Annotated in this window: 21 protein-coding genes and 1 tRNA gene; 8 read left to right on the top strand and 14 right to left on the bottom strand. The window is 62.4% G+C overall.

All coding sequences use genetic code 11. The features are described 5' to 3' along the window. The first annotated feature begins 22 nt into the window (after positions 1-22). Together GJ700_RS06435 and GJ700_RS06430 are read left to right on the top strand one after the other, a co-directional pair. Positions 23-913 carry a DMT family transporter gene (locus tag GJ700_RS06435; RefSeq protein WP_154371824.1) on the top strand — a complete coding sequence of 297 codons (891 nt, stop codon included), beginning with the start codon at positions 23-25 and terminating at the stop codon, positions 911-913. Continuing rightward, a complete protein-coding gene (locus GJ700_RS06430) occupies positions 913-1,809 on the top strand; it encodes a DNA-3-methyladenine glycosylase family protein (protein WP_154372012.1) in 897 nt (298 codons plus the stop codon). Before GJ700_RS06435 ends, GJ700_RS06430 begins: the two co-directional genes overlap by 1 nt. A 16-nt stretch (positions 1,810-1,825) precedes the next feature. Here GJ700_RS06430 and GJ700_RS06425 read toward each other — a convergent pair whose 3' ends face one another. From GJ700_RS06425 to GJ700_RS06410, 4 genes are all read right to left on the bottom strand, one after another. Further along, on the bottom strand, positions 1,826-4,084 hold the full coding sequence (locus GJ700_RS06425; protein ID WP_154371823.1) for a hypothetical protein: 2,259 nt from the start codon (positions 4,082-4,084) through the stop codon (positions 1,826-1,828). Then, positions 4,081-4,839, bottom strand: a complete 759-nt coding sequence (locus tag GJ700_RS06420; RefSeq protein WP_154371822.1) for a hypothetical protein — start codon at positions 4,837-4,839, stop codon at positions 4,081-4,083. The genes GJ700_RS06425 and GJ700_RS06420 overlap by 4 nt, the downstream gene beginning before the upstream one ends. Positions 4,840-4,914: 75 nt before the next feature. Next, positions 4,915-5,997 (bottom strand): DUF3466 family protein, encoded by a 1,083-nt coding sequence (locus GJ700_RS34935; RefSeq protein ID WP_195763804.1) that lies wholly within the window; start codon positions 5,995-5,997, stop codon positions 4,915-4,917. A gap of 155 nt (positions 5,998-6,152) precedes the next feature. After that, positions 6,153-6,229, bottom strand: a tRNA-Met gene (locus tag GJ700_RS06410). A 174-nt stretch (positions 6,230-6,403) separates the two neighbouring features. Between GJ700_RS06410 and GJ700_RS06405 the strand changes: the two genes are divergently transcribed. From GJ700_RS06405 to GJ700_RS06385, 5 genes are all read left to right on the top strand, one after another. After that, on the top strand, positions 6,404-6,976 hold the full coding sequence (locus tag GJ700_RS06405; protein WP_154371821.1) for an NUDIX hydrolase: 573 nt from the start codon (positions 6,404-6,406) through the stop codon (positions 6,974-6,976). A gap of 4 nt (positions 6,977-6,980) precedes the next feature. Continuing rightward, positions 6,981-7,709 (top strand): leucyl/phenylalanyl-tRNA--protein transferase, encoded by a 729-nt coding sequence (gene aat, locus GJ700_RS06400; RefSeq protein WP_154371820.1) that lies wholly within the window; start codon positions 6,981-6,983, stop codon positions 7,707-7,709. A 159-nt stretch (positions 7,710-7,868) separates the two neighbouring features. After that, positions 7,869-8,600, top strand: coding sequence for an arginyltransferase (locus GJ700_RS06395; protein ID WP_154371819.1), 732 nt, complete (start codon positions 7,869-7,871; stop codon positions 8,598-8,600). A gap of 71 nt (positions 8,601-8,671) precedes the next feature. Beyond that, positions 8,672-9,715: a quinone-dependent dihydroorotate dehydrogenase gene (locus GJ700_RS06390; protein WP_154371818.1), complete on the top strand. Its 1,044-nt coding sequence runs from the start codon at positions 8,672-8,674 to the stop codon at positions 9,713-9,715. Between the two features lie 2 nt (positions 9,716-9,717). Further along, positions 9,718-10,764, top strand: coding sequence for an aldo/keto reductase (locus GJ700_RS06385; RefSeq protein WP_154371817.1), 1,047 nt, complete (start codon positions 9,718-9,720; stop codon positions 10,762-10,764). Between the two features lie 145 nt (positions 10,765-10,909). Here the strand turns inward: GJ700_RS06385 and GJ700_RS06380 are convergent, their stop codons facing one another. From GJ700_RS06380 to GJ700_RS06340, 9 genes are all read right to left on the bottom strand, one after another. Next, the gene (locus tag GJ700_RS06380; protein WP_154371816.1) at positions 10,910-12,595 is read right to left on the bottom strand and encodes a methyl-accepting chemotaxis protein; all 1,686 of its coding nucleotides are present in this window, start codon (positions 12,593-12,595) and stop codon (positions 10,910-10,912) included. A gap of 118 nt (positions 12,596-12,713) precedes the next feature. Continuing rightward, the gene (locus GJ700_RS06375; RefSeq protein ID WP_154371815.1) at positions 12,714-13,646 is read right to left on the bottom strand and encodes a CysB family HTH-type transcriptional regulator; all 933 of its coding nucleotides are present in this window, start codon (positions 13,644-13,646) and stop codon (positions 12,714-12,716) included. Continuing rightward, complete coding sequence (locus GJ700_RS06370) at positions 13,643-14,716, bottom strand: sulfate/molybdate ABC transporter ATP-binding protein (protein WP_154371814.1); 1,074 nt, start codon at positions 14,714-14,716, stop codon at positions 13,643-13,645. Before GJ700_RS06370 ends, GJ700_RS06375 begins: the two co-directional genes overlap by 4 nt. Positions 14,717-14,730: 14 nt before the next feature. Next, positions 14,731-15,630 carry a sulfate ABC transporter permease subunit CysW gene (cysW, locus tag GJ700_RS06365; protein WP_154371813.1) on the bottom strand — a complete coding sequence of 300 codons (900 nt, stop codon included), beginning with the start codon at positions 15,628-15,630 and terminating at the stop codon, positions 14,731-14,733. A gap of 1 nt (position 15,631) precedes the next feature. Then, on the bottom strand, positions 15,632-16,444 hold the full coding sequence (gene cysT / locus GJ700_RS06360) for a sulfate ABC transporter permease subunit CysT (RefSeq protein WP_371867862.1): 813 nt from the start codon (positions 16,442-16,444) through the stop codon (positions 15,632-15,634). A gap of 319 nt (positions 16,445-16,763) precedes the next feature. Beyond that, positions 16,764-17,537 (bottom strand): sulfite exporter TauE/SafE family protein, encoded by a 774-nt coding sequence (locus GJ700_RS06355; RefSeq protein WP_154371811.1) that lies wholly within the window; start codon positions 17,535-17,537, stop codon positions 16,764-16,766. 155 nt (positions 17,538-17,692) lie between these two features. After that, the gene (locus tag GJ700_RS06350; protein ID WP_107980912.1) at positions 17,693-18,331 is read right to left on the bottom strand and encodes a peroxiredoxin; all 639 of its coding nucleotides are present in this window, start codon (positions 18,329-18,331) and stop codon (positions 17,693-17,695) included. A gap of 107 nt (positions 18,332-18,438) precedes the next feature. After that, positions 18,439-19,443: a sulfate ABC transporter substrate-binding protein gene (locus GJ700_RS06345; RefSeq protein ID WP_154371810.1), complete on the bottom strand. Its 1,005-nt coding sequence runs from the start codon at positions 19,441-19,443 to the stop codon at positions 18,439-18,441. Between the two features lie 109 nt (positions 19,444-19,552). Further along, the gene (locus GJ700_RS06340; RefSeq protein ID WP_154371809.1) at positions 19,553-19,957 is read right to left on the bottom strand and encodes a diacylglycerol kinase; all 405 of its coding nucleotides are present in this window, start codon (positions 19,955-19,957) and stop codon (positions 19,553-19,555) included. A gap of 138 nt (positions 19,958-20,095) precedes the next feature. Between GJ700_RS06340 and GJ700_RS06335 the strand changes: the two genes are divergently transcribed. Next, positions 20,096-20,875, top strand: coding sequence for an IclR family transcriptional regulator (locus tag GJ700_RS06335; protein ID WP_154371808.1), 780 nt, complete (start codon positions 20,096-20,098; stop codon positions 20,873-20,875). Positions 20,876-20,939: 64 nt separating this feature from the next. Here GJ700_RS06335 and GJ700_RS06330 read toward each other — a convergent pair whose 3' ends face one another. After that, on the bottom strand, positions 20,940-22,055 hold the full coding sequence (locus GJ700_RS06330; RefSeq protein WP_154371807.1) for a serine hydrolase: 1,116 nt from the start codon (positions 22,053-22,055) through the stop codon (positions 20,940-20,942). Between the last annotated feature and the right edge of the window lie 39 nt (positions 22,056-22,094).

Raw genomic sequence — 22,094 nt, 5'->3', positions numbered from 1 at the left:
CTTGTCTATACCGGACCCCGTCATGAGCACCGCTAACCTGCTGCGTCTTATCCTGCTGGCCTCGATCTGGGGCGGCTCTTTCCTGTTCATGCGCATCGCCGCCCCCGTGCTCGGGCCGGCCGTGCTGATCGAATACCGGCTGGTGTTTGCGGCCGGCTTCCTGGCCGTGGTCGGCTTCGCCATGAAAAAGCCGCTGGGCTGGCGCACGCACTGGCAGCATTACTTCATCCTCGGCCTGTTCAATTCCGCCATTCCCTTCGTGCTGTTCGCGTACGCGGCGCGCACCCTGCCGGCGTCCGTGCTGTCGGTGCTGAACGCCACCGCGCCCATGTGGGGCGCGCTGATCGGCGCCGTGTGGCAGCGCCAGATGGTATCCGGCCGCGTGCTGGCGGGACTGGTGCTGGGCACGTGTGGCGTGGCGCTGCTGGTGGGACTGGATCACACGACCGCACGCGCCGGCGCCGGCCTGGCGATCGCCGCCGCGCTGCTGGCGTCGTTCAACTATGGCATCGCCAGCACCTATGCGAAAACCGCGCAGGCGGTCGAACCGTTCGCCAATGCGCACGGCAGCATGTGGGCAGCGGCGCTGCTGACATTGCCGCTGGTCCCGCTGATGCCGGCGCCCGGCACGCCGACGCCCGGCATCATGGCGGCCGCGTTTGCGCTCGGCGTGCTGTGCAGCGGCATCGCGTACCTGATCTACTACAAGCTGATCCGCGACGTGGGCGCCACGTCGGCCCTGACGGTGACTTTCCTCAGTCCGCTGTTCGGCATCCTCTGGGGCGTGCTGTTCCTCGGGGAGACGGTGGGCTGGCATACGCTGGGCGGTTCGGCCATCGTGATTGCCGGCACGGCGCTGGTGACGGGCTTCAAGCCGAATGTCGGCTGGCCGCGCCGCGCGGAGTCGGCGTGATGGAGCGGCGCATTGCACTGCCGGCCGGCTACCGGCTGGGTGATGTCCTGACCTTCCACCGCCGCGACCAGGAAGCGATTGCCGAACAGGTCACGCCGCAGCGCTTGCGCAAGGCCGTGGTGCTGGCGAACACGCCGGTGCTGCTGGACATTGCCTTCGACGGCCAGTCGGCCCGCTGCATGGCGCAGGCCGACGGCGGCATGACACCAGCGGTCCAGGCCGCGGTGGAGGACGCCCTGCTCAACGTGCTGGGCTTGCGCATCGATCCGCAACCATTCATGGACCTGGCCGCGGGCGATGACGTCATGGGTCCATTGGCACAGCGCCAGCCCGGCTTGCGCATCGTGCAGTCGGCCACGGTATTCGAAGCGCTGACGTGGGCCATCATCGGCCAGCAAATCAACCTGGCGTTTGCCATCGCGCTGCGCCGCACGTTCATCCAGCTGGCCGATATCCGGCACAGCAGCGGCTTGTGGTGTTATCCCGATGCCGCCGCGGCCGCGCGGCTCGACGTGGAAGCGCTGCTGGCCCGTAAATTTTCGCGCGCCAAGGCGGAAACCCTGCTGCGCTTTGCCCGCATGGCCGACGGCGGCGAACTCGACCTGGTCGTCTCCGAACGCAATCCCATCGGCGCCATCAGCGACGCGCTGCTGGCCGTCAAAGGGATCGGCCCGTGGACCGTCAATTACGGCTTGTTGCGCGGCTACGGTCATGCGGATTGCTCGCTGCACGGCGACGTGGCGATCCGCGCCGCGCTGCAAGCGCTGCTGGGCGAAGACAGCAAGCCGGACATGCGCCGCACCGAGCAATTCCTGCAACGCTATGCGCCGCACCGGACCATGGCGGCGGCGCACCTGTGGGCCAGCCTGTCGCCGAAGGGGGACGGCAACGGCTGAGCGGCGGATGGCGGCGTCAGAAATGGTACTTGGTCGCCTTCGCCCATTTGTTGCCGGGCCAGTTCTTGTGCAGCAACTGGAATGCTTCGTTCGAATAGCGGCCGCGCAATTGCTCCTTTTCTTCCTTGTCCGTGCCATACGGGCATTCCATGCGCGTGGACGCGACCAGGAAATGCAGCGCTTTCGGCGCTTCGTCATCGGCCGGCTTGCCTTTCGCCCACGCCAGCAATGGCGGCGCCATGAATTCGCTGCGCAGCGGCAGTTTCAATAGCGCCTGCTGTTCCTGCGCGGCGGCCGCCAGCTGTTCGGCGCTCAGGTAGCGCGGCGGCTGGGCCGGCGGCGGCGCTTCATCCTTTTTCGCGCCATAGGCGCAACCCCAGTCGCGGCTGGTACCGAAGCCGTCAACCACTTTCGGATTGAGTTCCGGCGTATTCACCAGCAGCAATGCACCGGCCAGCTTGCGCTCTTCACCGGGCTTGGCGCTGCGGTAGCGCGCGTATAAATGTTCGGTGGTCTTGCGGCCCTTGGCCACGACATCCATCAGCGGCAACGCCGTCGCTTCATCGCCGAGGATCAGCGCGCGCGCCAGCATGGTTTCCTGCAATGGCGCTTTCCACCGCGCCGGCAGGCGCGGATGCGCATGCAGCGTTTTCAATTCAGGCAGCGCCAGGTACCGGAACACGGCCAGGGGAAAATCTTCATCCGTATCGCCTTCGGCCGCCTTGGCATCGATGGCTTCGCCATTGTCGACGCCATCGGGTTTGCGCTGCGCCGCCTTGACGAATTCGTCGAGCGTACCGGCCGACGCCATTTTCAAGCCGAGGAAGCGGTTGTGCGTGGCGATCGACATGCCCTTGCCATGGCTGGCCAGCAAGCGGTCGATATCCTTGTCGGCCTGCGCGCCCTGCTTTTCCGCCAGCGCCAGGCGCGCCAGGTGGTATTGCACCGTCAGGTACAGCGGGTGTTTGGCCGGCACGGCTTGCGCGGCCTTGCGCTCCGCCTCGCTCAATTCCCCCGGCGCGGCCAGCGACACCAGTGGCGCCAGCCATAACGGATCCCCGGCGCCGCCCTTCAGCCAGCGCTGGTGCAAGCCATCGAGGGCATGCCTGCGCTGTTCGCGCACCTCGCTGCTGTGCGGATCTTCGTACACGTCCGCCGGCACATTGGCTTGCATGGTGGCAATCCACGCCGTCAGCGGTTCCTTTGCCGCCAGCAGGACGCTGCGCGGCTGCTTGTCCATCAACACCAGGTAATCGCTGAGCAGGCGCGGCGTCTCGGCATTGAAGGGCTCGCTGTCCAGCTGCCGCGCCAACGTGGCAATGCGCGCCAGTGGATCGATGCGGGCATCGACCAGCGGCAGCAAGTGGCGCGCCGGTGCAAACGCGGGCGCCAGCCCTTCCAGTTCCTTGCGGGCCTGCTGCAGCTTGGCCACCTTGCCCTTGGCATCGTCATCGAGCGTGGCGCTGCGGATCAGGCATCGCGCGGCGAGGTAAGCACCCAGGGTTTTCCAGGGCGACTTGCCATCTTGCGCGACCGCCTGGAATTGCTTGCGCGCCTGCTCGAAATTGCGCGCATAAAAATGCGCGGCGCCGGACTGGTACGCATAGTCGGCCTTCAGCCAATCGGGCGCATTGGCCGGCGGCGCCGGCGGCAATTGCGTGACGCGCTTCGGCAACGGCTTGCCATATTCGTGCGGCGGTTCCGCGCAATTGGCGAACACGGCATCCTGCCCTTGCAGCCATGCCTTGTGCCACGCGTCCGGCTTGCCGCCCGCGCCCAGCGTGGCGCGCGCTTTCAGCGTCACGGCCGCCTGCTTGAATGCATCGATGTGGCAATTGACGTAACTGGCATTGTCCGTCTCGCCCATCACGTCCAGCTTCATGTCGACCGGCAGTCCCCACTGCTTCGCATACGCGGCGCGCTCCTTCAGCCACGTGCCGCTGCCGTTCAAATCCGCTTCATACGCGTAATCCCACGTACTGCCTTTGCCGATGCGCCATTCATTCAGTTCCAGCGCGGCCAGTTGCTGCGGCGTCAGCGGCTTGCCCTTGGCGGCCTGGTACGCCATGTAGTGGAACACGCGCCAATAACTGCCCGGCACCACGCCCAGGTTGCCGCCCGCGTATTGCTGCAGGAACGCAGGCGCGACCTGGTATTCGGACGCAAAGCGGTTGGCGCTGAAACCGTCGCCGCCGCTGGCGCCGGCGACAGGCGGCAAGGCAACCATCACGGCCAGCAGGCCGGCCATCAGTGATCGTTTCCACAATCGTTTCATGAAGGACTCCTGGATTGGACAGCCAGCCAGCGCTCCGCCGTCCACGGTTTGGGGGAGAAATAGTAATTGCGGGGCGCATACGAGCGCACCACCGGTTCGTCGGTGGCGTGCCCCATCGCCGCGCGGCAGTATGGCCGCGCAAAACCGTGACCGTCGAGGCGCGCACGCAGCGCCTGGCCGCCGTCGCCCATGCGGAACGCCATCGGCACCACTTCATCGGCATGGCTGGCGGGCATCCAGTGGTCGTCCAGGCACCACGACGCCAGCGCCGTCATCGACAGCGCAAAATTGGGCGGCAGCCGGCGCCGGATATCGGCCATGACCTGGCCAAGGAAAGGGCGCTGCGAGCGGCGCACTTCGAAATCCAGTTGCACCACGCGGCGGTTGCCCCGCTGCGCCACACGCAACAATTCGCGCACGATCCGTTCCTGCTGCGCGGCGGTCAGCTTGGGCGGCTTGCGCCACGAAACATCCACGTGCAGCACGGGCACCACGGCCGCATAGTCCGGCACCAGCAGCGCGGCCGTGCGGGGCCGCACCAGCGCCTCGTCGCCCTGCAGCATGATGGACGACGCCACATAAGCGACGCCAATATCGGGCGGCAGCCACCGCAAATCTTCCGGGCGCTCCCATGCCCACACCATGCGCGCAGGCAACCGCGCCAGCGCGGGATGGCTGCCCGGCAAAGCGTCGTCGCCGGACAGCGCCATGCCGGCGCCAACTACTGCCATGAACAAGAACAGGAGGCGGATCATGGCCCCAGCATAATGGAAGGCGGCAAAAGTTGCCAACTTGCCATGCCATGGAGGCGTCTGATCCGCGCCACTGGTTCAGCCCGACAAGCCGGCGGCATGCCTGCGCCGCGCCAGGCAACCGATCACCCCGACACCGGCCAGCCACATGCCCCAGGTAGTTGGTTCGGGGACAGGGCTCAGCAGCACAGCGTAGCAGTTGCCCGCCGTATCGCAGCCCTCGCCGCCAATCTGCCCCAGGTCATTGATGGCGGAGGCCGACTTGATCGTCAGCCCCGATCCCGGCGCCAGCAGGGTGTCGATGTCATAGGAAGCGCCGCCGTCGAACAGGAACGCATGCCCGAGATTGGAGGTGTCGCCAAAGCGGCCGACTACCTGGCCGGCATTGTTGATGTCGTCGGCCCAGCCGTATGCACCGCCCGGGGTGGCCAGCGGGGTGACGACACCGTTCGCGTAAAGGAATGGCGCCCATCCACCAGCGTAATAAGTGATCGCGCCCACCACGGTATTGGCATCGTTGATGGCCGAGCCGATCACATCATCATTCCCCAGCAGCGGCAGCGAGGTCAGCTTCCCGTTCTGGTACAGGTACGTGCGCTGGACGAAGATGGCCTCGAACGGATCTTCATAGTTGTATTTGCCAACGATGGTGCCGGATGCGTTGATGCCCGTGGGCGAGTCTGCATCAAGCGGCAAATGCAGGGAAACGGGTCCGTTCGCACCAAAACGCACGGTCTGCCCGCTGAACATGTCTTCATAGCGGGACCAGCCGACAACCACACCGTTGTCATTGATGGCGGTTGCGGCGCTTTGCGGCGGTTCCTGGGTCAAGGTCCCCAACCGGGTATACGTGCCGTTCTGGTAGGTCACCCCCTCATAATTCCAGCCGCTGGTATCGAACAGGGTGCCGGCCACCACGCCATGCCGGTTGATACCTGACGCACTGAAATTGTCATCCAGGCGTGTCGCACCGGTAGACGTCCACAGGTAGCGGCCGGCGCCGGCGGCGCCGATTGCCTGGCCGGCGTTATTCAAGTCCGTGACATACGCGGAACTGGCTGCCTCGCTCAGCCTGGTGACTTTATACAGAGGGGCAGCATGGGCCGCGGCAGAAGAGATTATTGCCAGCAACAGTGCCGGCAGGCGTACGCGTAGAGACATGGGAAACTCCTGGAAGAGGGCTGCCCGATGCAGCCCGGGAGTTCAGTGTACATTGTTAACAAATATGCACGATTGCCTTAAAAGCACTTTTATGGGTGTAGCGCCGCAAAATGGAAAAAGCCGCTGAACCTTGCGATTCAGCGGCTTTTAGAATTTGGTTGCGGGGACAGGATTTGAACCTGTGACCTTCGGGTTATGAGCCCGACGAGCTGCCAGACTGCTCCACCCCGCGTCTGATGCATGTATTATAGGCCAGCCGGAGGGTTTAGGCAATATTAATCTCAAAAAGCCCAACAATAGAACTTATATATCTGGCACGGTAAGTGCATAACGCTGACGCGCGCTTCGCGCCACCCATACATTGGGTGTAAAGTACAGTTCACGTTCCTGATCAATTCCGCCACCCATGAAATTCTGTTCCGAATGCGCCCACCCTGTCGAGCTGATGATTCCAGCCGGCGATAACCGGCCGCGCTACGTGTGCACGTCGTGCACCACCATTCATTACCAGAACCCCAAAATGGTGCTGGGGTCGATTCCGGTATGGGAACAGGATGGCCAACTGCAAGTGTTGCTGTGCAAGCGCGCCATCGAGCCGCGCTATGGCTACTGGACCTTGCCGGCCGGTTTCATGGAAAACAATGAAACGACGGCCGAAGCGGCCCTGCGAGAAACGTCCGAAGAGGCCGGTGCGAATATCGAACTGGGTCCACTGTTCACCCTGATGAACGTGGCGCGCGTGCACCAGGTCCACATGTTTTACCTGGCCACGCTGCGCGACCTGGATTTCGCGCCGGGCGAGGAAAGCCTGGAGGTGCAAATGTTCACGGAAGACCAGATTCCCTGGGAAGACCTGGCCTTCCCCACCATCCGCTCGACCCTGGAACTGTTCTTTGCCGACCGCGCCCGCATGCGCGCCAGCGGCGGCACGTACGGCTTCCACACCATGGATATTTCCAAGCCGATGCGCGGCAGCTGAGTACATGATCCCCTGGCTGGATGCTCACACCCCCTTCCCTGACGTCTCCCAAGCGCTGACGGCCGACGCGCCCGGCCTGCTGGCGGCCGGCGCGGACTTGTCGCCGCCACGGCTGCTGGCCGCTTACCAGCGCGGCATCTTCCCCTGGTTTTCCGAAGGCCAGCCCATCCTGTGGTGGAGCACCGATCCGCGCATGGTGTTGCTGACCAGCCGCTTCAAGGTTTCCGACAGCCTGAAAAAATCCATCCGCAAGGTGCAGCGCAGCATGATCGAGCACGGCCCGTGGCAAGTGCGCTTCGACAGTGCATTTGAAGACGTGATGCGCGGTTGTGCCGCGCCACGGCGCGATGGGCCCGGCACGTGGATTTCCGACGACATCATTGCCGGCTACAGCGGCTTGCACCGCCTCGGTTACGCGCATTCGTCCGAATTGTGGCATGACGGTGAGCTGGTGGGCGGCGCCTATGGCGTCTGCATCGGCCGCATGTTTTATGGCGAATCCATGTTTGCGCGGGTGCCGGACGCGTCCAAGATCGCGCTGGCTTACCTGGTGCACTTCCTGCGGACCAACGGGGTGGAAATGGTCGATTGCCAGCAAGAGACCAGCCATTTGAAATCGCTGGGCGCCGCCCCGATTCCGCGCAGCGACTTCATTGCCCACCTGCGCCACGCCATCACGCAGCCGGCCATTCGCGACTGGCAACCGTTGCCGCCGTATCCGCCCGCAGCCTGAGCTGACCTGGGCACAAGCGAAACGTTAGCTGCACCACAGTATGCTTCATGTCATTTCACATATTCCATCAAGCCGCGTTATGATAGGACCACTCACTGACATGTGGTTGCCCGGCCTGAAGGCCCGGCCCCCGGAACCTGGCAATGATGGGATACGTGCATGACCCACTTGAATGACCTGCCTTTTGCGACGCTGCAGTTTTACACGACAGCGCCTTATCCTTGCAGCTACCTGGATGACCGCCAGGCCCGCTCGCAGGTTGCCACCCCGTCTCACCTGATCAATGCGGATGTGTATTCCGAACTGGTTCGCAACGGCTTCCGCCGCAGCGGCATCTTCACGTACCGCCCCTATTGCGACGGTTGCCAGGCTTGCATCCCCGTGCGCGTGGTGGCCGGCCAATTCGTGCCGACGCGGGGCCAGCGCCGCGCGTGGATGAAGCACGGGAACCTGCAGGCGGGCGTGGCCACGTTGTCATTCTCGGACGAGCATTACGAACTGTATTTGCGCTACCAGAGCACGCGCCACGCGGGCGGCGGCATGGACCAGGACAGCCGAGACCAGTATGCGCAATTCCTGTTGCAAAGCCGCGTCAATACGCGGCTGGTGGAATTCCGCGAACCGGATGGCACCTTGCGCATGATTTCCATTATCGATGTGTTATCGGATGGCCTGTCGTCCGTGTACACGTTCTTCGATCCGGACGTGCAGGGCGCGTCATACGGCACCTACAACATCATGTGGCAAATTACACAAGCCCAGGAACTGGGACTGCCGTATGTGTACCTGGGTTACTGGATCAACGACAGCCAGAAGATGTCTTACAAAATCAACTTCCAGCCGCTGGAAGCGCGCATCAAAGGTAACTGGAACGTGATGCCACGGACGTAGCCGGCGTAGGTGTTGCGGCGCAGGGTAAAATACGGGCAAATTTTATTCCCCGTATTTTTCCCGCCTCCTCCATGTCCAACAAATTCCTGTATTCCCTCGCCCGTCCCGTGCTGTTTTCCATGGACGCGGAAGACGCCCACCATTTCACCCTGCCGGCGCTGAAACGCGCAGCCTCGCTGGGCCTGACGCGCGCCTTCGTGTGCCAGCCGAAAGACGATCCGCGCACCGTCATGGGCCTGACCTTCAAGAACCCGGTGGGCCTGGCTGCGGGCCTGGACAAGGATGGCGCTTATATCGATGCGCTGGCCGACCTGGGTTTCGGCTCGATCGAAGTGGGCACCGTGACGCCGCGCGCCCAGCCGGGCAATCCCAAGCCGCGCATGTTCCGCCTGCCTGCCGCGCAAGGCATCATCAACCGCATGGGGTTCAATAACGGCGGCGTCGATGCGTTTGTCGCCAACGTGCAGTCGTCGCGCTTTTACCAGAACAAGGAAGGCATCCTGGGCCTGAACATCGGCAAGAATGCCGATACGCCGATCGAGCGCGCGTCCGACGATTACCTGCACTGTCTGGAAAAGGTGTACCCGTACGCCAGCTATGTGACGGTCAACATTTCGTCGCCCAACACGAAAAACCTGCGCCAGTTGCAGGGCGGTTCGGAACTCGATGGCTTGCTGTCGCAATTGAAGGAAGCGCAGCAGCGCCTGGCCGACAAGCACAAGCGCTACGTGCCGCTGGCCCTGAAGATCGCACCGGACATGGATGGCGACCAGGTCAAGAACATTGCCGATGCCCTGGTCCGTCATCGCATCGATGGCGTGATCGCCACCAACACCACGCTGTCGCGTGCGGCCGTGGAAGGCATGCAGCATGGCGCGGAAGCGGGCGGCCTGTCCGGCGCGCCCGTGTTTGAATTGTCGAACAAGGTGATCCGTCTGCTGAAAGCGGAACTGGGCGATGCGCTGCCGATCATCGGCGTGGGCGGCATCATGAAGGGGGCCGACGCCAAGGTCAAAATGGACGCGGGCGCGCAGCTGGTGCAGCTGTACAGCGGCCTGATTTATGCCGGCCCGGCGCTCGTGCGCGACTGCGCGGACGCCATCCGCAAAGGATAAGCATGGAATACACCACGCTCGGAACCAGCGGTCTGAAGGTCAGCAAAGTGTGCCTCGGCACCATGACCTTCGGCGAGCAAAACAGCGAAGCGGATGCGCACCGCCAGCTCGATTATGCGCTCGGGCGTGGCATCAATTTCATCGACACGGCGGAGATGTACCCCGTGATGCCGGGCCCGCATACGCAGGGCGACACGGAGCGCTACATCGGCACCTGGCTGAAGAAACCAGGCAATCGCGCGCGCGTGGTGCTGGCGACCAAAGCGGCCGGGCCGAATCCCAACATGGTGTGGATACGCGGCGGCAAACAAAACTTCGATGAAGCGAATTTGCGCGCCGCGGTCGAGGCCAGCCTGAAGCGGCTGCAAACCGACCATATCGATTTATACCAATTGCACTGGCCCAGCCGCAACGTGCCGATCTTCGGCGCGTCCGTGTTCGACCCGGCAAAAGAGCGCGCGTCCGTCGCCATCGAAGACACGCTGGCGGCGCTGGGCAAACTGGTCGACGAAGGCAAGATCGGCCACGTCGGCGTATCGAATGAAACGTCGTGGGGTGTCAGCGAATTCGTCAAACAGGCTGAATTACAAGGCTTGCCGCGCATCGCGACGATCCAGAACCTGTACAACCTGACGGCGCGCCATTACGAGACGTCGCTGCTGGATGAGACCTGTTACCGGGAAAACGTCAGCCTGATGGCCTACAGCCCGCTGGCGTTCGGCCAGTTGTCCGGCAAATACGTGGACAATCCGAAAGCCCATGGCCGCCTGACGGTCCTCCCGGTCAACTGGAGTCCCCGCTACGTGCGGCCGGGCGTGTACGCAGCGGCCGCACGCTATGCCCAACTGGCGCGCGCGGCCGGCATGACACCGGCGCGCATGGCGCTCGCCTGGTGCTATACGCGCTGGTTCGTCGCCTCCACCATCATCGGCGCCACCACCATCGAGCAGTTGAAGGAAAACATCGATGCGTATGGCACGGTGCTGCCACCGGATTTGGTGGCGGCCATCGATGCGGTGCATGCGCAGGGGCCGAATCCGGGCCAGTAAATCGGCCCCTCGGTCTGGGACCCAAAATCCATAGGGCGGTTTTGCGTCAGCAAAGCCGCCATGCGTGCGCAACCACCAGCGCATGCCGCGGCGGCAACGCACGCATGGCGGCTTGATGGAGCCAATCCGCCCTACAACGCCAGCGTCAGAATTCCTCCCACCCATCGTCCTGCGTTACCGGTACCGGGCGTTTGGCCTTCGGTTCCACTTTGACCAGCGCCTGGACCGGCTTTTTCAACACCGGCGCCACGCTCTGCGGCACCTGATACTGCTGCCCCGCAATGCGGAACACGCTGACCGCTTCCGACAGCAATTGCGCCTGGTCGCGCAGCGATTGCGCGGCGGCTGCCGCCTCTTCCACCAGCGCGGCGTTTTGCTGCGTGGCGTCGTCGATCTGCACGATGGCTTCGTTGACTTGCGCAATGCCGGAACTCTGTTCCTGGCTGGCGGCGGAAATTTCCGTCATGATGTCGGCCACCTGCTTGACCGCCGTGACGATGCCATCCATCGTGGCGCCCGCTTCATCGACCAGGCGGGCGCCGGTATCGACGGTTTCCACCGAGCGGTTGATCAATTCCTTGATTTCCTTGGCCGCCGCGGCCGAACGCTGCGCCAGGCCCCGCACCTCCGACGCCACCACGGCGAAGCCCCTGCCCTGCTCGCCGGCGCGCGCCGCTTCCACCGCCGCGTTCAATGCCAGGATATTGGTCTGGAACGCGATGCCGTCGATGACGGCAATGATGTCGACGATCTTGCTGGAGCTTTCCTTGATGGCGCCCATGGTCGACACCACTTCGCCCACCACCTTGCCGCCCTTGCTGGCGAAGTCCGACGCCGCCACCACCAGCGCCGTGGCCTGGCGCGCGTTTTCCGCATTCTGCGTGACGGTCGACGTCAATTCCTCGATCGACGACGCGGTTTCCTCCAGGCTGGATGCCTGGGTTTCAGTCCGGCTCGACAAATCCATGTTGCCGGTCGCGATTTCATTGGTGGCGGTGGTAATCGTGTCGGAACCGGAACGCACACGGCCGACCGTGTTGACCAGGCTGTCATTCATGTTGCGCAAGGCCCGCAGCAACTGGCCCGTCTCGTCCCGCGTATCGGATTCGATGTGCATGGTGAGGTCGCCGCCCGCCACGGCTTCGGCCACGCCGACAGCGCGGTTCAGCGGCTCCGTGATACTGCGCGTGATCCAGTACAGCACCAGCGACGCCAGCACGGCCGCAAGCACGGTCAGCGCAATCATCATGTTCCGCACCGACACGTAGGCGGCGTGGGCATCGGTGGCGGCCTTGTCGACCGCGCTGATCTGGTATTTCACCAGTTCCTGCAAGCTGTTCAGGTAAGCGGTCTGCTCTTTGCGCACCGTGGTCAGCAGATACACGACGTTTTCATCGCGCTTGTCGTGGTCGGCGGATTTGGTGATAAACGTGGACTGCACCGCCAGGTAGCGCTGATTCGCCTCTTGCACGGCTTTGAGTTTGGCCTTGCTTTCCTGGTCTTCGTCGTCGGCAATCAGCTTGCCCAGCTTGTCGAGGTGGCTGGCGATTTCCACCTTCTTGTCGTCGACCCGCTTCAATTCCTTCTTCACGGTGTCGGGATCGGTGGACAGCATGGCATTGCGCATGGCGCGGGCGATGTCGTTGACGCCGCCGATCGCCTCATAGGCTTCGATGACCTTGGGGACCTTGTCGGCATCGAGGTCACCGGTGGCGTCGTCAACCTTGCCCAGGTTGGTAATGCCAATCACGGACATGCCGATCATGAACGCCAGTGACAGACCTAAACCGGCGGCCAGGCGGGCGCCGATTTTCCAGTTGCTGATTCCCATTTTGACGCTCCTTCAATGAAGGTTACATGGTGGAATTCAGTATATGGCGAATCGGCAATGTCTTCAGGAAATTGTGGCCGAATAGCATTTCCGCCACAGTTGTCGTAAACAATGTTGTTTACGCAGCCTCCTCGCCCCCCAGCGTCCGTTCAATTTCACGCCGGCTCAGTTCCGGCGCAAATTGCTGGATGAATTCCTGCGCATAGGTGCGCAGGTAGGCGCCGCGGCGCACGGCCAGCCGCGTGGTGTTGGCGGCAAACAGGTGCGACGCTTCCACCGCGCGCAAACCCTTGTCGCGGCCATGGTCGAATGCCATCGACGCCACGATGCCCACACCCAGCCCCATCGCCACGTATTGCTTGATGACGTCGGAATCCATCGCCGTCAGCACGATGTCCGGGCGCAGCCCGGCACGCTCGAACGCGGCATCCAGGTGGCCACGGCCCGTGAAACCCACGTCATAGGTAATCAGCGGGAATTCCGCCAGGTCTTCCAGGTGGATCGGCGAACGGGCCAGCAGCGGATGGTTGTCCGGCACCACGATCAGGTGGCTCCAGCGGTAGCACGGGAATGACACCAGATCGGGGAATTGCGACAAGCCTTCGGTCGCAATGCCGATGTCGGCCTTGCCGGACAATACCCATTCCGCGATGTGTTCCGGCGAGCTTTGCTGCAGCGCGATGCGCACATCGGGGAACGATGCGCGGAAGCTCTGCACGACTTTCGGCAGCGCATAGCGGGCTTGCGTGTGGGTGGCGGCGATGGTCAGCGTGCCGCTGCTCTGGCCCGCATATTCGAGGCTGGCCTGCTGCAGGTTTTCCGCTTCCACCAGCAAGCGTTCGACGATCTTCAGGATGCCCTTGCCCGGCTCCGTCAAGCCGGTCAGGCGCTTGCCATTGCGTTCGAAGATGATGACGCCCAGTTCATCTTCCAGTTCGCGGATCTGGCGCGATACGCCAGGCTGCGACGTGTACAGCGCGTTGGCGACTTCCGTCAGGTTGTAATTGCGGCGGGCCGCTTCGCGGATCGAGCGTAATTGCTGGAAGTTCATATGGAGGTACCTTCATCGACAAACACATGCAAACGTTTCGGGCGCACCACCAGGGTTTCGCCATCTTTCAGGCCCAGCTGGCGGTAGCGGTCGTTGGGAATCACTGCTTCGATCAGCTCGGCGGTATCGGCACGCTCCAGGTCCAGCTGCGCCAGCGGGCCGATCGCGTGGGCGCGGCGCAGTTTCACGACGATGCCTTCCGCATCCGGCGTGTAGCGCTCCACGTCCAGGTCGTGCGGGCGAATGTACGCCGTGCCTTTGCTGTCCTGCACGGCGCCGTGGGACGGCACATCCAGCGCGATATCGCCGCTGGTGATGACGCCTTCGTGCACGCGGCCATGGAACACGTTGACGTTGCCGAGGAAGCCATACACGAACGGCGAAGCCGGATGGTTATACACTTCGTCCGGCGCACCCAGTTGTTCGACTTTGCCCTTGTTCATCAACACCACCTGGTCCGCCACTTCCAGCGCTTCTTCCTGGTCGTGCGTGACGAAAATCGACGTCACGTGCAATTCATCGTGCAGGCGGCGCAGCCAGCGGCGCAATTCCTTGCGCACTTTCGCATCCAGCGCGCCGAACGGCTCGTCCAGCAACAGCACGCGCGGCTCCACGGCCAGCGCGCGGGCCAGCGCGATACGCTGGCGCTGGCCGCCGGACAGTTGCGGCGGATAGCGGTCGGCCAGCCAGTCCAGCTGCACCAGGCCCAGCAAATCCATGACTTTCTTGCGGATCTGCGTTTCCGACGGGCGCTCGGCGCGCGATTTCACGCGCAGGCCGAAGGCCACGTTTTCAAACACGGTCATGTGCTTGAACAGCGCATAGTGCTGGAACACGAAACCCACCTGGCGCTCGCGCACGTGGCGGTCCGACGCGTCGCTGCCATCGAGCAGCACCTGGCCGGAATCCGGATGTTCCAGGCCCGCGATGCAGCGCAGCAGCGTGGTCTTGCCGCAGCCGGACGGGCCCAGCAGCGCGGTCAGTTCGCCGGTCGGGAAGTCCAGCGACACATTGTTCAGGGCGACGAAATCGCCGAAACGCTTGTTGATGTTCTTGACTGCGATAGTCATCAGTGTTCTCCGGCTCAGTGTTCGTTGTCAGCGCCGGCGTAGTCTTCATGAAGACGCCATGCGATAAAGGATTTCAGGGCCAGCGTCACCAGCGCCAGCAAGGCCAGCAGCGAGGCGACGGCAAAGGCGGCCGCGAAGTTGTATTCGTTGTAAAGAATTTCCACCTGCAGCGGCACCGTATTGGTTTCGCCGCGGATGTGGCCGGACACCACGGACACGGCGCCGAATTCGCCCATGGCGCGGGCGTTACACAAAATCACGCCGTACAGCAGGCCCCACTTGATGTTCGGCAGGGTCACGCGGAAGAAAGTTTGCCAGCCGGACGCGCCCAGCACGATGGCCGCTTCCTCTTCTTCGCTGCCCTGCGCCTGCATCAGCGGGATCAGTTCGCGCGCGACGAACGGGAACGTGACGAAGATGGTGGCCAGCACGATGCCCGGCACGGCAAACAGGATCTTGATGTCGTGTGCCTGCAGCCACGGGCCGAACCAGCCCTGGGCGCCAAACAGCAGCACGTAAATCAGGCCGGAAATCACGGGCGACACGGAAAACGGCAAGTCGATCAACGTCAGCAGCAGGCTCTTGCCCCTGAATTCAAACTTGGCGATGCACCACGATGCGGCCACGCCAAAGACCAGGTTCAGCGGCACGGCAATCGATGCGGTGATCAGGGTCAGCTTGATGGCGGCGCGCGCATCCTCTTCGGAGATCGCGGTCAGGTAGGTTTCCCAGCCTTTTTTCAGCGCTTCGGTGAACACGGCCACCAGCGGCACGAACAGGAACAGCGTCAGGAACAACAGCGCGACGGCGATCAGCGCGGCTTTGACCCAGGCCGGTTCCAGCACATTGGTTTGCTGCGGCAGTTCGCCACGGCGTTGGGCGGGTGCGGCGACAGTTGCAGGTGCTCCACTCATCTTATTTCCCCTTGCCCGATTTGCCGCGGGCCCACGCCTGCAACAGGTTGATCGCCAACAACAGCACAAACGAAATCAGCAGCATGACCACGGCAATGGCGGTGGCGCCCGTGTAGTCGTACTGTTCCAGCTTGGTGATGATGAACAGCGGCGTGATTTCCGACACCATCGGCATGTTGCCGGCGATGAAGATGACGGAACCGTATTCGCCCGTGGCGCGGGCAAAGGCCAGCGCAAAGCCCGTCAGCAGCGACGGCAGCACGGTCGGGAACACCACGCGGCTGAAGGTTTGCCACGCGCTGGCGCCCAGGCTGGCGGCCGCTTCTTCCAGTTCGCGCTCGGCGTCTTCCAGCACCGGCTGCACGGTACGCACGACGAACGGCAAACCGATGAAGGTCAGCGCCACCATGACGCCGATCGGCGTGAACGCGATTTTCAAACCGAACTTGCCTTCGATGATGGAACCGAACCAGCCGTTGGCCGAATACAGCGCCGTCAGCGTGATGCCGGCCACGGCGGTCGGCAACGCGAACGGCAAGTCCACCAGCGCGTCGACGATGCGCTTGCCGGGGAACTGGTAGCGCACCAGCACCCAGGCCACGATGAAGCCGAAGAACGCGTTGATGGTGGCGCCGATCAGCGAGGCGCCAAACGTCAGGCGGTACGACGCCATCACGCGCTCGGACGTCACGGTGCGCACGAAATGTTCCCAGTCCATCGTGAACGTTTTCAGGAACACGGCCGACAGCGGAATCAGCACGATCAATGTCAGGTACAGCAGGGTGAAACCCAGCGACAGGTTAAAGCCGGGCATCACGCGGTACGGCGCCGGCCGCCTGGCCGGAAGCTGAACCGCTGCGGCCGTTGGCGAGGCCGCTTGCGCGTAGGTTGCAGACATGGGTCATCCCTTATTACAAATCCTTCTATGAGGGCGCCATATTCGCATCCAATCCGCATAGAACAAACGAATGATTCATCATTTGCATAGTCGTTAACGCTATATAAGATTTGCCATAAAGCAGGCTTCCGCCGCGCTTCCCCAGTAACAGCGCGGCTTGCACCAGAAAAGCAACAGGGCGGCGTGCTTTTCAGCACCGCCGCCCTGCATATATGGATATTACGAATATATAGAATTAAGCGATCAGCTTGGCTGCAACGCCCATCAACGTCATCGCCAGCAAGGCGCGCAGGATGCGCTCCGGCACGGCGCGGGCAAACCACGAACCAATGGTGATGCCCGGCACGGATCCCACCAGCAAGGTCACCAGCAACATCCAGTCGATCGAACCCAGCCACCAGTGGCCCACGGCTGCGATGGCCGTCAGCGGCACCGCGTAAGCGATATCGGTGCCGGCCACTTCAGCGGCGCTCAGGCGTGGATACATCATGACCAGCAGGGTCGCGCCAATGGCGCCGGCGCCGATCGACGACACGGTGACCAGGGTGCCCAGTATGGCGCCCGCCACCACGGTGGAGATATCCAGAGCGCGGCCCTGCAACTGGCGCTCGGGATGGGCCGTGATCCAGGCCAGCATTTTGCGTTTGAACAGCAGCGCCACCACCGTCAGCATGACGGAGCCGGCAATCGAATAACGGATGATCTGGCCGATTTCCTTGTCCAGCGCGCCAAATTGCTTCAATGCGATAGCGGCAACCACTGCGGCCGGCAAGGCGCCGTAGCACAGCAGGCGCACGATATCCCAGCGCACGGTGCCCCGCACGCGGTGTGTCACGGTGCCGGCGGTTTTCGTGATGGAAGCGAATGCCAGGTCGGTGCCAACGGCCACGGAAGGCGACACGCCGAACATCAAGGTCAGCAGCGGCGTCATCAGCGAGCCCCCGCCTACCCCTGTCATGCCGACCAGGATACCTACCGCAAAACCCGAAATGACAAACGACATATCCATGCAATTCTCCCCAAGAATGCGTAAGGGTACGGGAGGTTGCATATGAGCCAAACAACAAAGTGCTTATTTGCTTATGCGGAAGTGGCGTATTTGGATATGCGGAAAACGACAATGGCGAAAAAAATGGGGCCGAAGCCCCATGATTGCCAATGCGATTACTTGTTCGGCTGTGGCGTCACGCGCAGGTATGGGCGCTCGGCTTTGAAGCCTTTCGGGTATTTCTGCTTCAGCACTTCCGGATCCTGCACGGTCAGCGGGATGATCACGTCATCGCCGTCTTTCCAGTTGCCTGGCGTGGCCACGGTGTAGCCGTCGGTCAGTTGCAGGGCGTCGATCACGCGCAGCACTTCGTCGAAGTTGCGGCCGGTGCTCATCGGGTAGGTGATGGACAGGCGGATTTTCTTGTTCGGGTCAATCACGAACAGCGTACGCACGGTGGCGGTGGCCGACTGTTCCGGGTGGATCATATCGTACAGGTTCGCGACTTTCTTGTCGGCGTCAGCGATGATCGGGAAGCCCACGACGGTTTTCTGGGTTTCTTCGATATCCTTGATCCACGCCGTGTGCGATTCCACCGGGTCAACGGACAGCGCGATGGCTTTCACGTTGCGCTTGTCGAATTCCGGTTTCAGCTTGGCGGTCAGGCCCAGTTCGGTCGTGCAGACTGGCGTGAAGTCCGCTGGATGGGAGAACAGGACTACCCAGGAATTGCCCGCCCACTCGTGGAACTTGATGGGGCCGATGGAGGATTGCTGCTCGAAATCTGGGGCGGTGTCGCCCAGGCGCAGGGTCATGTGAGTCTCCTGAAAAGTTTAATCAATGGTCATGTTGCCGAATGCGCATTGTGCGCCTGATCTGGCGGCATTGGCAACATGTCCCTTTCGCTATCGATTATCGATCCTTATTTGCCTGGCTGGTAAATCTGGTCGAACAGGCCGCCGTCAGCGAAGTGCGTGTTATGCGCCTTGGCCCAGTCGCCCGACACTTGCGCCAGCGTGAACAGTTTCACGTTCGGGAATTGCGACGCATATTTCTTCGCTTCCTTTTCCACCGTCGGGCGGTAGTAATTCTTCGCGATGATTTCCTGCGCTTCGTCCGTGTACAGGTAGTTCAGGTACGCTTCCGCGACTTTGCGGGTGCCGCGCTTGTCGGCGACCTTGTCGACCACGGCCACCGGCGGTTCCGCCAGGATGGAGACCGATGGCGCCACGATGTCGAACTTGGTCGGGCCCAGTTCCTTGATGGCCAGCAGCGCTTCGTTTTCCCATGCCAGCAGCACGTCGCCGATGCCGCGCTCGACGAAGGTGGTGGTGGCGCCGCGGGCGCCGGAATCCAGTACCGGAACGTTTTTGTACAGCTTGGTCAGGTAATCCTTGGCGGAAGCCGGGGTGCCGCCCGGCAGGCGCAGCGCATAGCCGTAAGCGGCCAGGTGGTTCCAGCGGGCGCCGCCGGAGGTTTTCGGATTCGGGGTGATGACGGACACGCCCGGTTTCACCAGGTCGCCCCAGTCCTTGATGCCTTTCGGGTTGCCTTTGCGGACCAGGAACACGATGGTCGAGCTGTACGGCGTGCTGTTGTGCGTCAGGCGTTTTTGCCAGTCCTTGGCCAGCAGGTTGCGCTCGGCAATCGCATCGATGTCATAGGCCAGCGCCAGGGTCACGACGTCCGCTTCCAGGCCGTCGATGACAGCGCGGCCCTGCTTGCCGGAGCCGCCGTGCGATTGCTTGATCTTCACGGTGTCGCCAGTCTTGGCCTGGTAATACTTGGCGAAGGCGGAATTGACGTCCTGGTACAGTTCCCGGGTGGGGTCGTACGACACGTTCAGCAGATTGAATTCAGCGGCAACTGCTGGCGCGATGGCGACAGCGGAAACAGCCAGTGCAGCGAAAAGTTTCTTGTACAGCATCTTATTAACCCCGTTTTGGTTGAACTTTGGAAGCTCTAGATTACGGGGGCGGCTTATACTTGAGAACTAAGCATTTCAAGCATCCATATGCATTGAAAGCATAAACAGTTTATGCAAACCGTTGCACCAGCACGGTAACCCATACAGCGGCCGCCAGTCCACCGGCCAGCAACACGGCGGCGCTGCCGAAATCCTTGGCATTCTTGGACAGCGGATGCCGCTCCAGCGAAACCCGGTCCACCACGGCTTCGATGGCGGAATTGATCAGCTCGACAATCAGCATCAGCACGATGGAACCCAGCATGGCCAGCCGCTCATAGGCCGATACCGGCAAGGCAAACGCCGCAACCGCCGCCACCGCCAGCAACATCAATTCCTGGCGGAATGCATGCTCCGTCTGCAGCGCCGTCTTCAAACCGTCAAACGAGTAGAACAGCGCGGAAACAATCCGCTTGAAGCCGCTTTTGCTTTTGAATTCACTGATGGGTTGATTGGTTTGATCAGGTTGGGCCATAGCACAGATTTGTGGAAGAGTCACTGACACGGTGCGCCATTATGCCTTCTTCATAGCGTACGCGCGTGCTGGAATTCCCATTTTTTTCACATCATGGTATAAATCAGGTATCTGATACTGCATTGCACCAACCACATCATGAAAATCGAACCTGTTCCAGAACAAAAGACGACTATCCAGGTCATCGAGCGCATGATGGCGCTGCTCGACGCCCTGGCCAAGTACCCGGATCCCGTGAGTTTGAAGGAACTCTCTAAAGTCTCCGGTCTGCACCCATCCACCGCGCACCGTATCCTCAACGACATGGTGATCACGCGCTTTGTCGACCGTATCGAGCCGGGTACGTACCGCCTCGGCATGCGCCTGCTGGAATTGGGCAACGTGGTGAAAAGCCGCCTGTCCGTCCGCGAAGCGGCGCTGGACTTCATGCGCACCTTGCACAAGAAGACACAGCAGACCATTAACCTGTCCGTGCGCCAGGGCGATGAAATCGTCTATATCGACCGCGCGTTTTCCGAACGCTCCGGCATGCAGGTGGTGCGCGCCATTGGCGGCCGCGGTCCGCTGCACCTGACGTCCACCGGCAAACTGTTCCTGTCGGTCGACGATCCGAAAGCCATCCGCGCGTACGCCACCCGCACCGGACTGGCGGGCCACAACAAGAATTCCATCACGGACCTGGCCAAGCTGGAGCGCGAACTGAGCCTGGTGCGCGCGCGCGGCTATGCGCGCGACAATGAAGAACTGGAACTGGGCGTGCGCTGCATGGCGGCCGGCATCCGCGACGATTCCGGCAAGCTGGTGGCCGGCCTGTCGATTTCCGCACCCGCCGACCGCTTGCAGGACGAGTGGCTGGAAGACCTGGTGAATACGGCAAACCAGATTTCCGCGACGCTGGGTTATACGCACCAAGAGTGACGAACCAGCCCTGAATGCAAAAGGCCGGCGTTTTTCGCCGGCCTTTTTAGTTCGCGGAGCTGAATTACATGCCCGACGAATACGCCTGGGGCGCCGTGGCGCCGGCGCCGACGGACGTCGCCGCGCCAACGATGCTGGACGGCCGGATCGCTTCGAGCCATTTGCGCACGCGGCCCGCATCGGCGGCGCGCGCCGCCGAACCTTTCGCGTCCAGCAGCACCATGATGACGGCGCGACCCTGGATCACCGCCTGCATCATCATGCAACGTCCTGCTTCATTGATGAAGCCGGTCTTTTGCAGGCCGATTTCCCAGCCCGGCGTGGCGATCAGGCGATTGGTGGTGCCAAAGTGCATCGGACGGCCATTGGCCTCCACCACGGCTTTCGGCGCCGTCGAATACTCGCGCAGCACCGGGTGCTGGTAAGCGGCCATGGCCAGCTTGGCCAGGTCGCGGGCGCTGGCCATGTTGCGCTTGGACAGGCCGCTGGAATCCACATAATACGTATCGGTCATACCCAGCGCGCGGGCCTTGGCGTTCATCGCTTCGACAAACGCGGGCAAGCCGCCCGGATAATTGCGGCCCAAGGCGGACGCGGCGCGGTTTTCCGAGCTCATCAGCGCCAGTTGCAGCATCGCGGCGCGCGTCAGGTGCGTTCCCACCTTCAGGCGCGAACCCGTGTGTTTTTCCTGGTCGATGTCGTCATCGGTAATGGACAGCACTTCATCCATGTCCTGGTTGGCTTCCACCACGACCAGGCCCGTCATCATCTTGGTGATCGACGCGATCGGCAATGCCACGTTGGCATTCTTTTCAAACAGCACTTCGGAATTGGCCTGGTCCAGCACATAAGCCACGTTCGATTGCAGCGCCAGCGGGTCCGGCGTCAGGTTCAGTCCGGCCAGTTCGCCCATGGTGGGCGACGCCAGCGCCGGAGCGGCGGTCAGCAGGCGCTGGTAGACAACTTTGCGCTTGCCATTGACGGTGATCACGCGGCGTACTTGACGCTCGGTGTCCGGCGCGGCGGCAACGCGCAGCGGCAACCTGGCCGCCTTGGCTTTCCCCTCCCCCTTGACCTTCTTCACTGAGGTTTTGCGTGTGGTCTCTTTGGCCTGGACCGCAGTCACAGGCAACGCGACGCACAACGCCGATAACAACGCGCTAATGGCAAACTTGTTCATTCCAATCCCCACAAATGCAGTGTGACTACTCCTGTTGCA

The organism is Pseudoduganella rivuli, assembly GCF_009674485.1.
Classification (GTDB): domain Bacteria; phylum Pseudomonadota; class Gammaproteobacteria; order Burkholderiales; family Burkholderiaceae_D; genus Rugamonas; species Rugamonas rivuli_B.
This window is presented reverse-complemented; position numbering and strand designations above follow the sequence as displayed.

Excerpts from the sequence above, each read along its gene's own strand:
- GJ700_RS06335 (WP_154371808.1), top strand. The coding sequence starts at position 20,096 with ATGAAAATCGAACCTGTTCCAGAACAAAAGACGACTATCCAGGTCATC.
- GJ700_RS06370 (WP_154371814.1), bottom strand. The coding sequence starts at position 14,716 with ATGACTATCGCAGTCAAGAACATCAACAAGCGTTTCGGCGATTTCGTC.
- cysT (WP_371867862.1), bottom strand. The coding sequence starts at position 16,444 with ATGCCCGGCTTTAACCTGTCGCTGGGTTTCACCCTGCTGTACCTGACA.
- GJ700_RS34935 (WP_195763804.1), bottom strand. The coding sequence starts at position 5,997 with ATGTCTCTACGCGTACGCCTGCCGGCACTGTTGCTGGCAATAATCTCT.
- GJ700_RS06355 (WP_154371811.1), bottom strand. The coding sequence starts at position 17,537 with ATGGATATGTCGTTTGTCATTTCGGGTTTTGCGGTAGGTATCCTGGTC.
- cysW (WP_154371813.1), bottom strand. The coding sequence starts at position 15,630 with ATGAGTGGAGCACCTGCAACTGTCGCCGCACCCGCCCAACGCCGTGGC.
- GJ700_RS06380 (WP_154371816.1), bottom strand. The coding sequence starts at position 12,595 with ATGGGAATCAGCAACTGGAAAATCGGCGCCCGCCTGGCCGCCGGTTTA.
- GJ700_RS06350 (WP_107980912.1), bottom strand. The coding sequence starts at position 18,331 with ATGACCCTGCGCCTGGGCGACACCGCCCCAGATTTCGAGCAGCAATCC.
- GJ700_RS06425 (WP_154371823.1), bottom strand. The coding sequence starts at position 4,084 with ATGAAACGATTGTGGAAACGATCACTGATGGCCGGCCTGCTGGCCGTG.
- GJ700_RS06345 (WP_154371810.1), bottom strand. The coding sequence starts at position 19,443 with ATGCTGTACAAGAAACTTTTCGCTGCACTGGCTGTTTCCGCTGTCGCC.
- GJ700_RS06405 (WP_154371821.1), top strand. The coding sequence starts at position 6,404 with ATGAAATTCTGTTCCGAATGCGCCCACCCTGTCGAGCTGATGATTCCA.
- GJ700_RS06340 (WP_154371809.1), bottom strand. The coding sequence starts at position 19,957 with ATGGCCCAACCTGATCAAACCAATCAACCCATCAGTGAATTCAAAAGC.
- aat (WP_154371820.1), top strand. The coding sequence starts at position 6,981 with ATGATCCCCTGGCTGGATGCTCACACCCCCTTCCCTGACGTCTCCCAA.
- GJ700_RS06330 (WP_154371807.1), bottom strand. The coding sequence starts at position 22,055 with ATGAACAAGTTTGCCATTAGCGCGTTGTTATCGGCGTTGTGCGTCGCG.
- GJ700_RS06435 (WP_154371824.1), top strand. The coding sequence starts at position 23 with ATGAGCACCGCTAACCTGCTGCGTCTTATCCTGCTGGCCTCGATCTGG.
- GJ700_RS06395 (WP_154371819.1), top strand. The coding sequence starts at position 7,869 with ATGACCCACTTGAATGACCTGCCTTTTGCGACGCTGCAGTTTTACACG.
- GJ700_RS06430 (WP_154372012.1), top strand. The coding sequence starts at position 913 with ATGGAGCGGCGCATTGCACTGCCGGCCGGCTACCGGCTGGGTGATGTC.
- GJ700_RS06390 (WP_154371818.1), top strand. The coding sequence starts at position 8,672 with ATGTCCAACAAATTCCTGTATTCCCTCGCCCGTCCCGTGCTGTTTTCC.
- GJ700_RS06375 (WP_154371815.1), bottom strand. The coding sequence starts at position 13,646 with ATGAACTTCCAGCAATTACGCTCGATCCGCGAAGCGGCCCGCCGCAAT.
- GJ700_RS06385 (WP_154371817.1), top strand. The coding sequence starts at position 9,718 with ATGGAATACACCACGCTCGGAACCAGCGGTCTGAAGGTCAGCAAAGTG.
- GJ700_RS06420 (WP_154371822.1), bottom strand. The coding sequence starts at position 4,839 with ATGATCCGCCTCCTGTTCTTGTTCATGGCAGTAGTTGGCGCCGGCATG.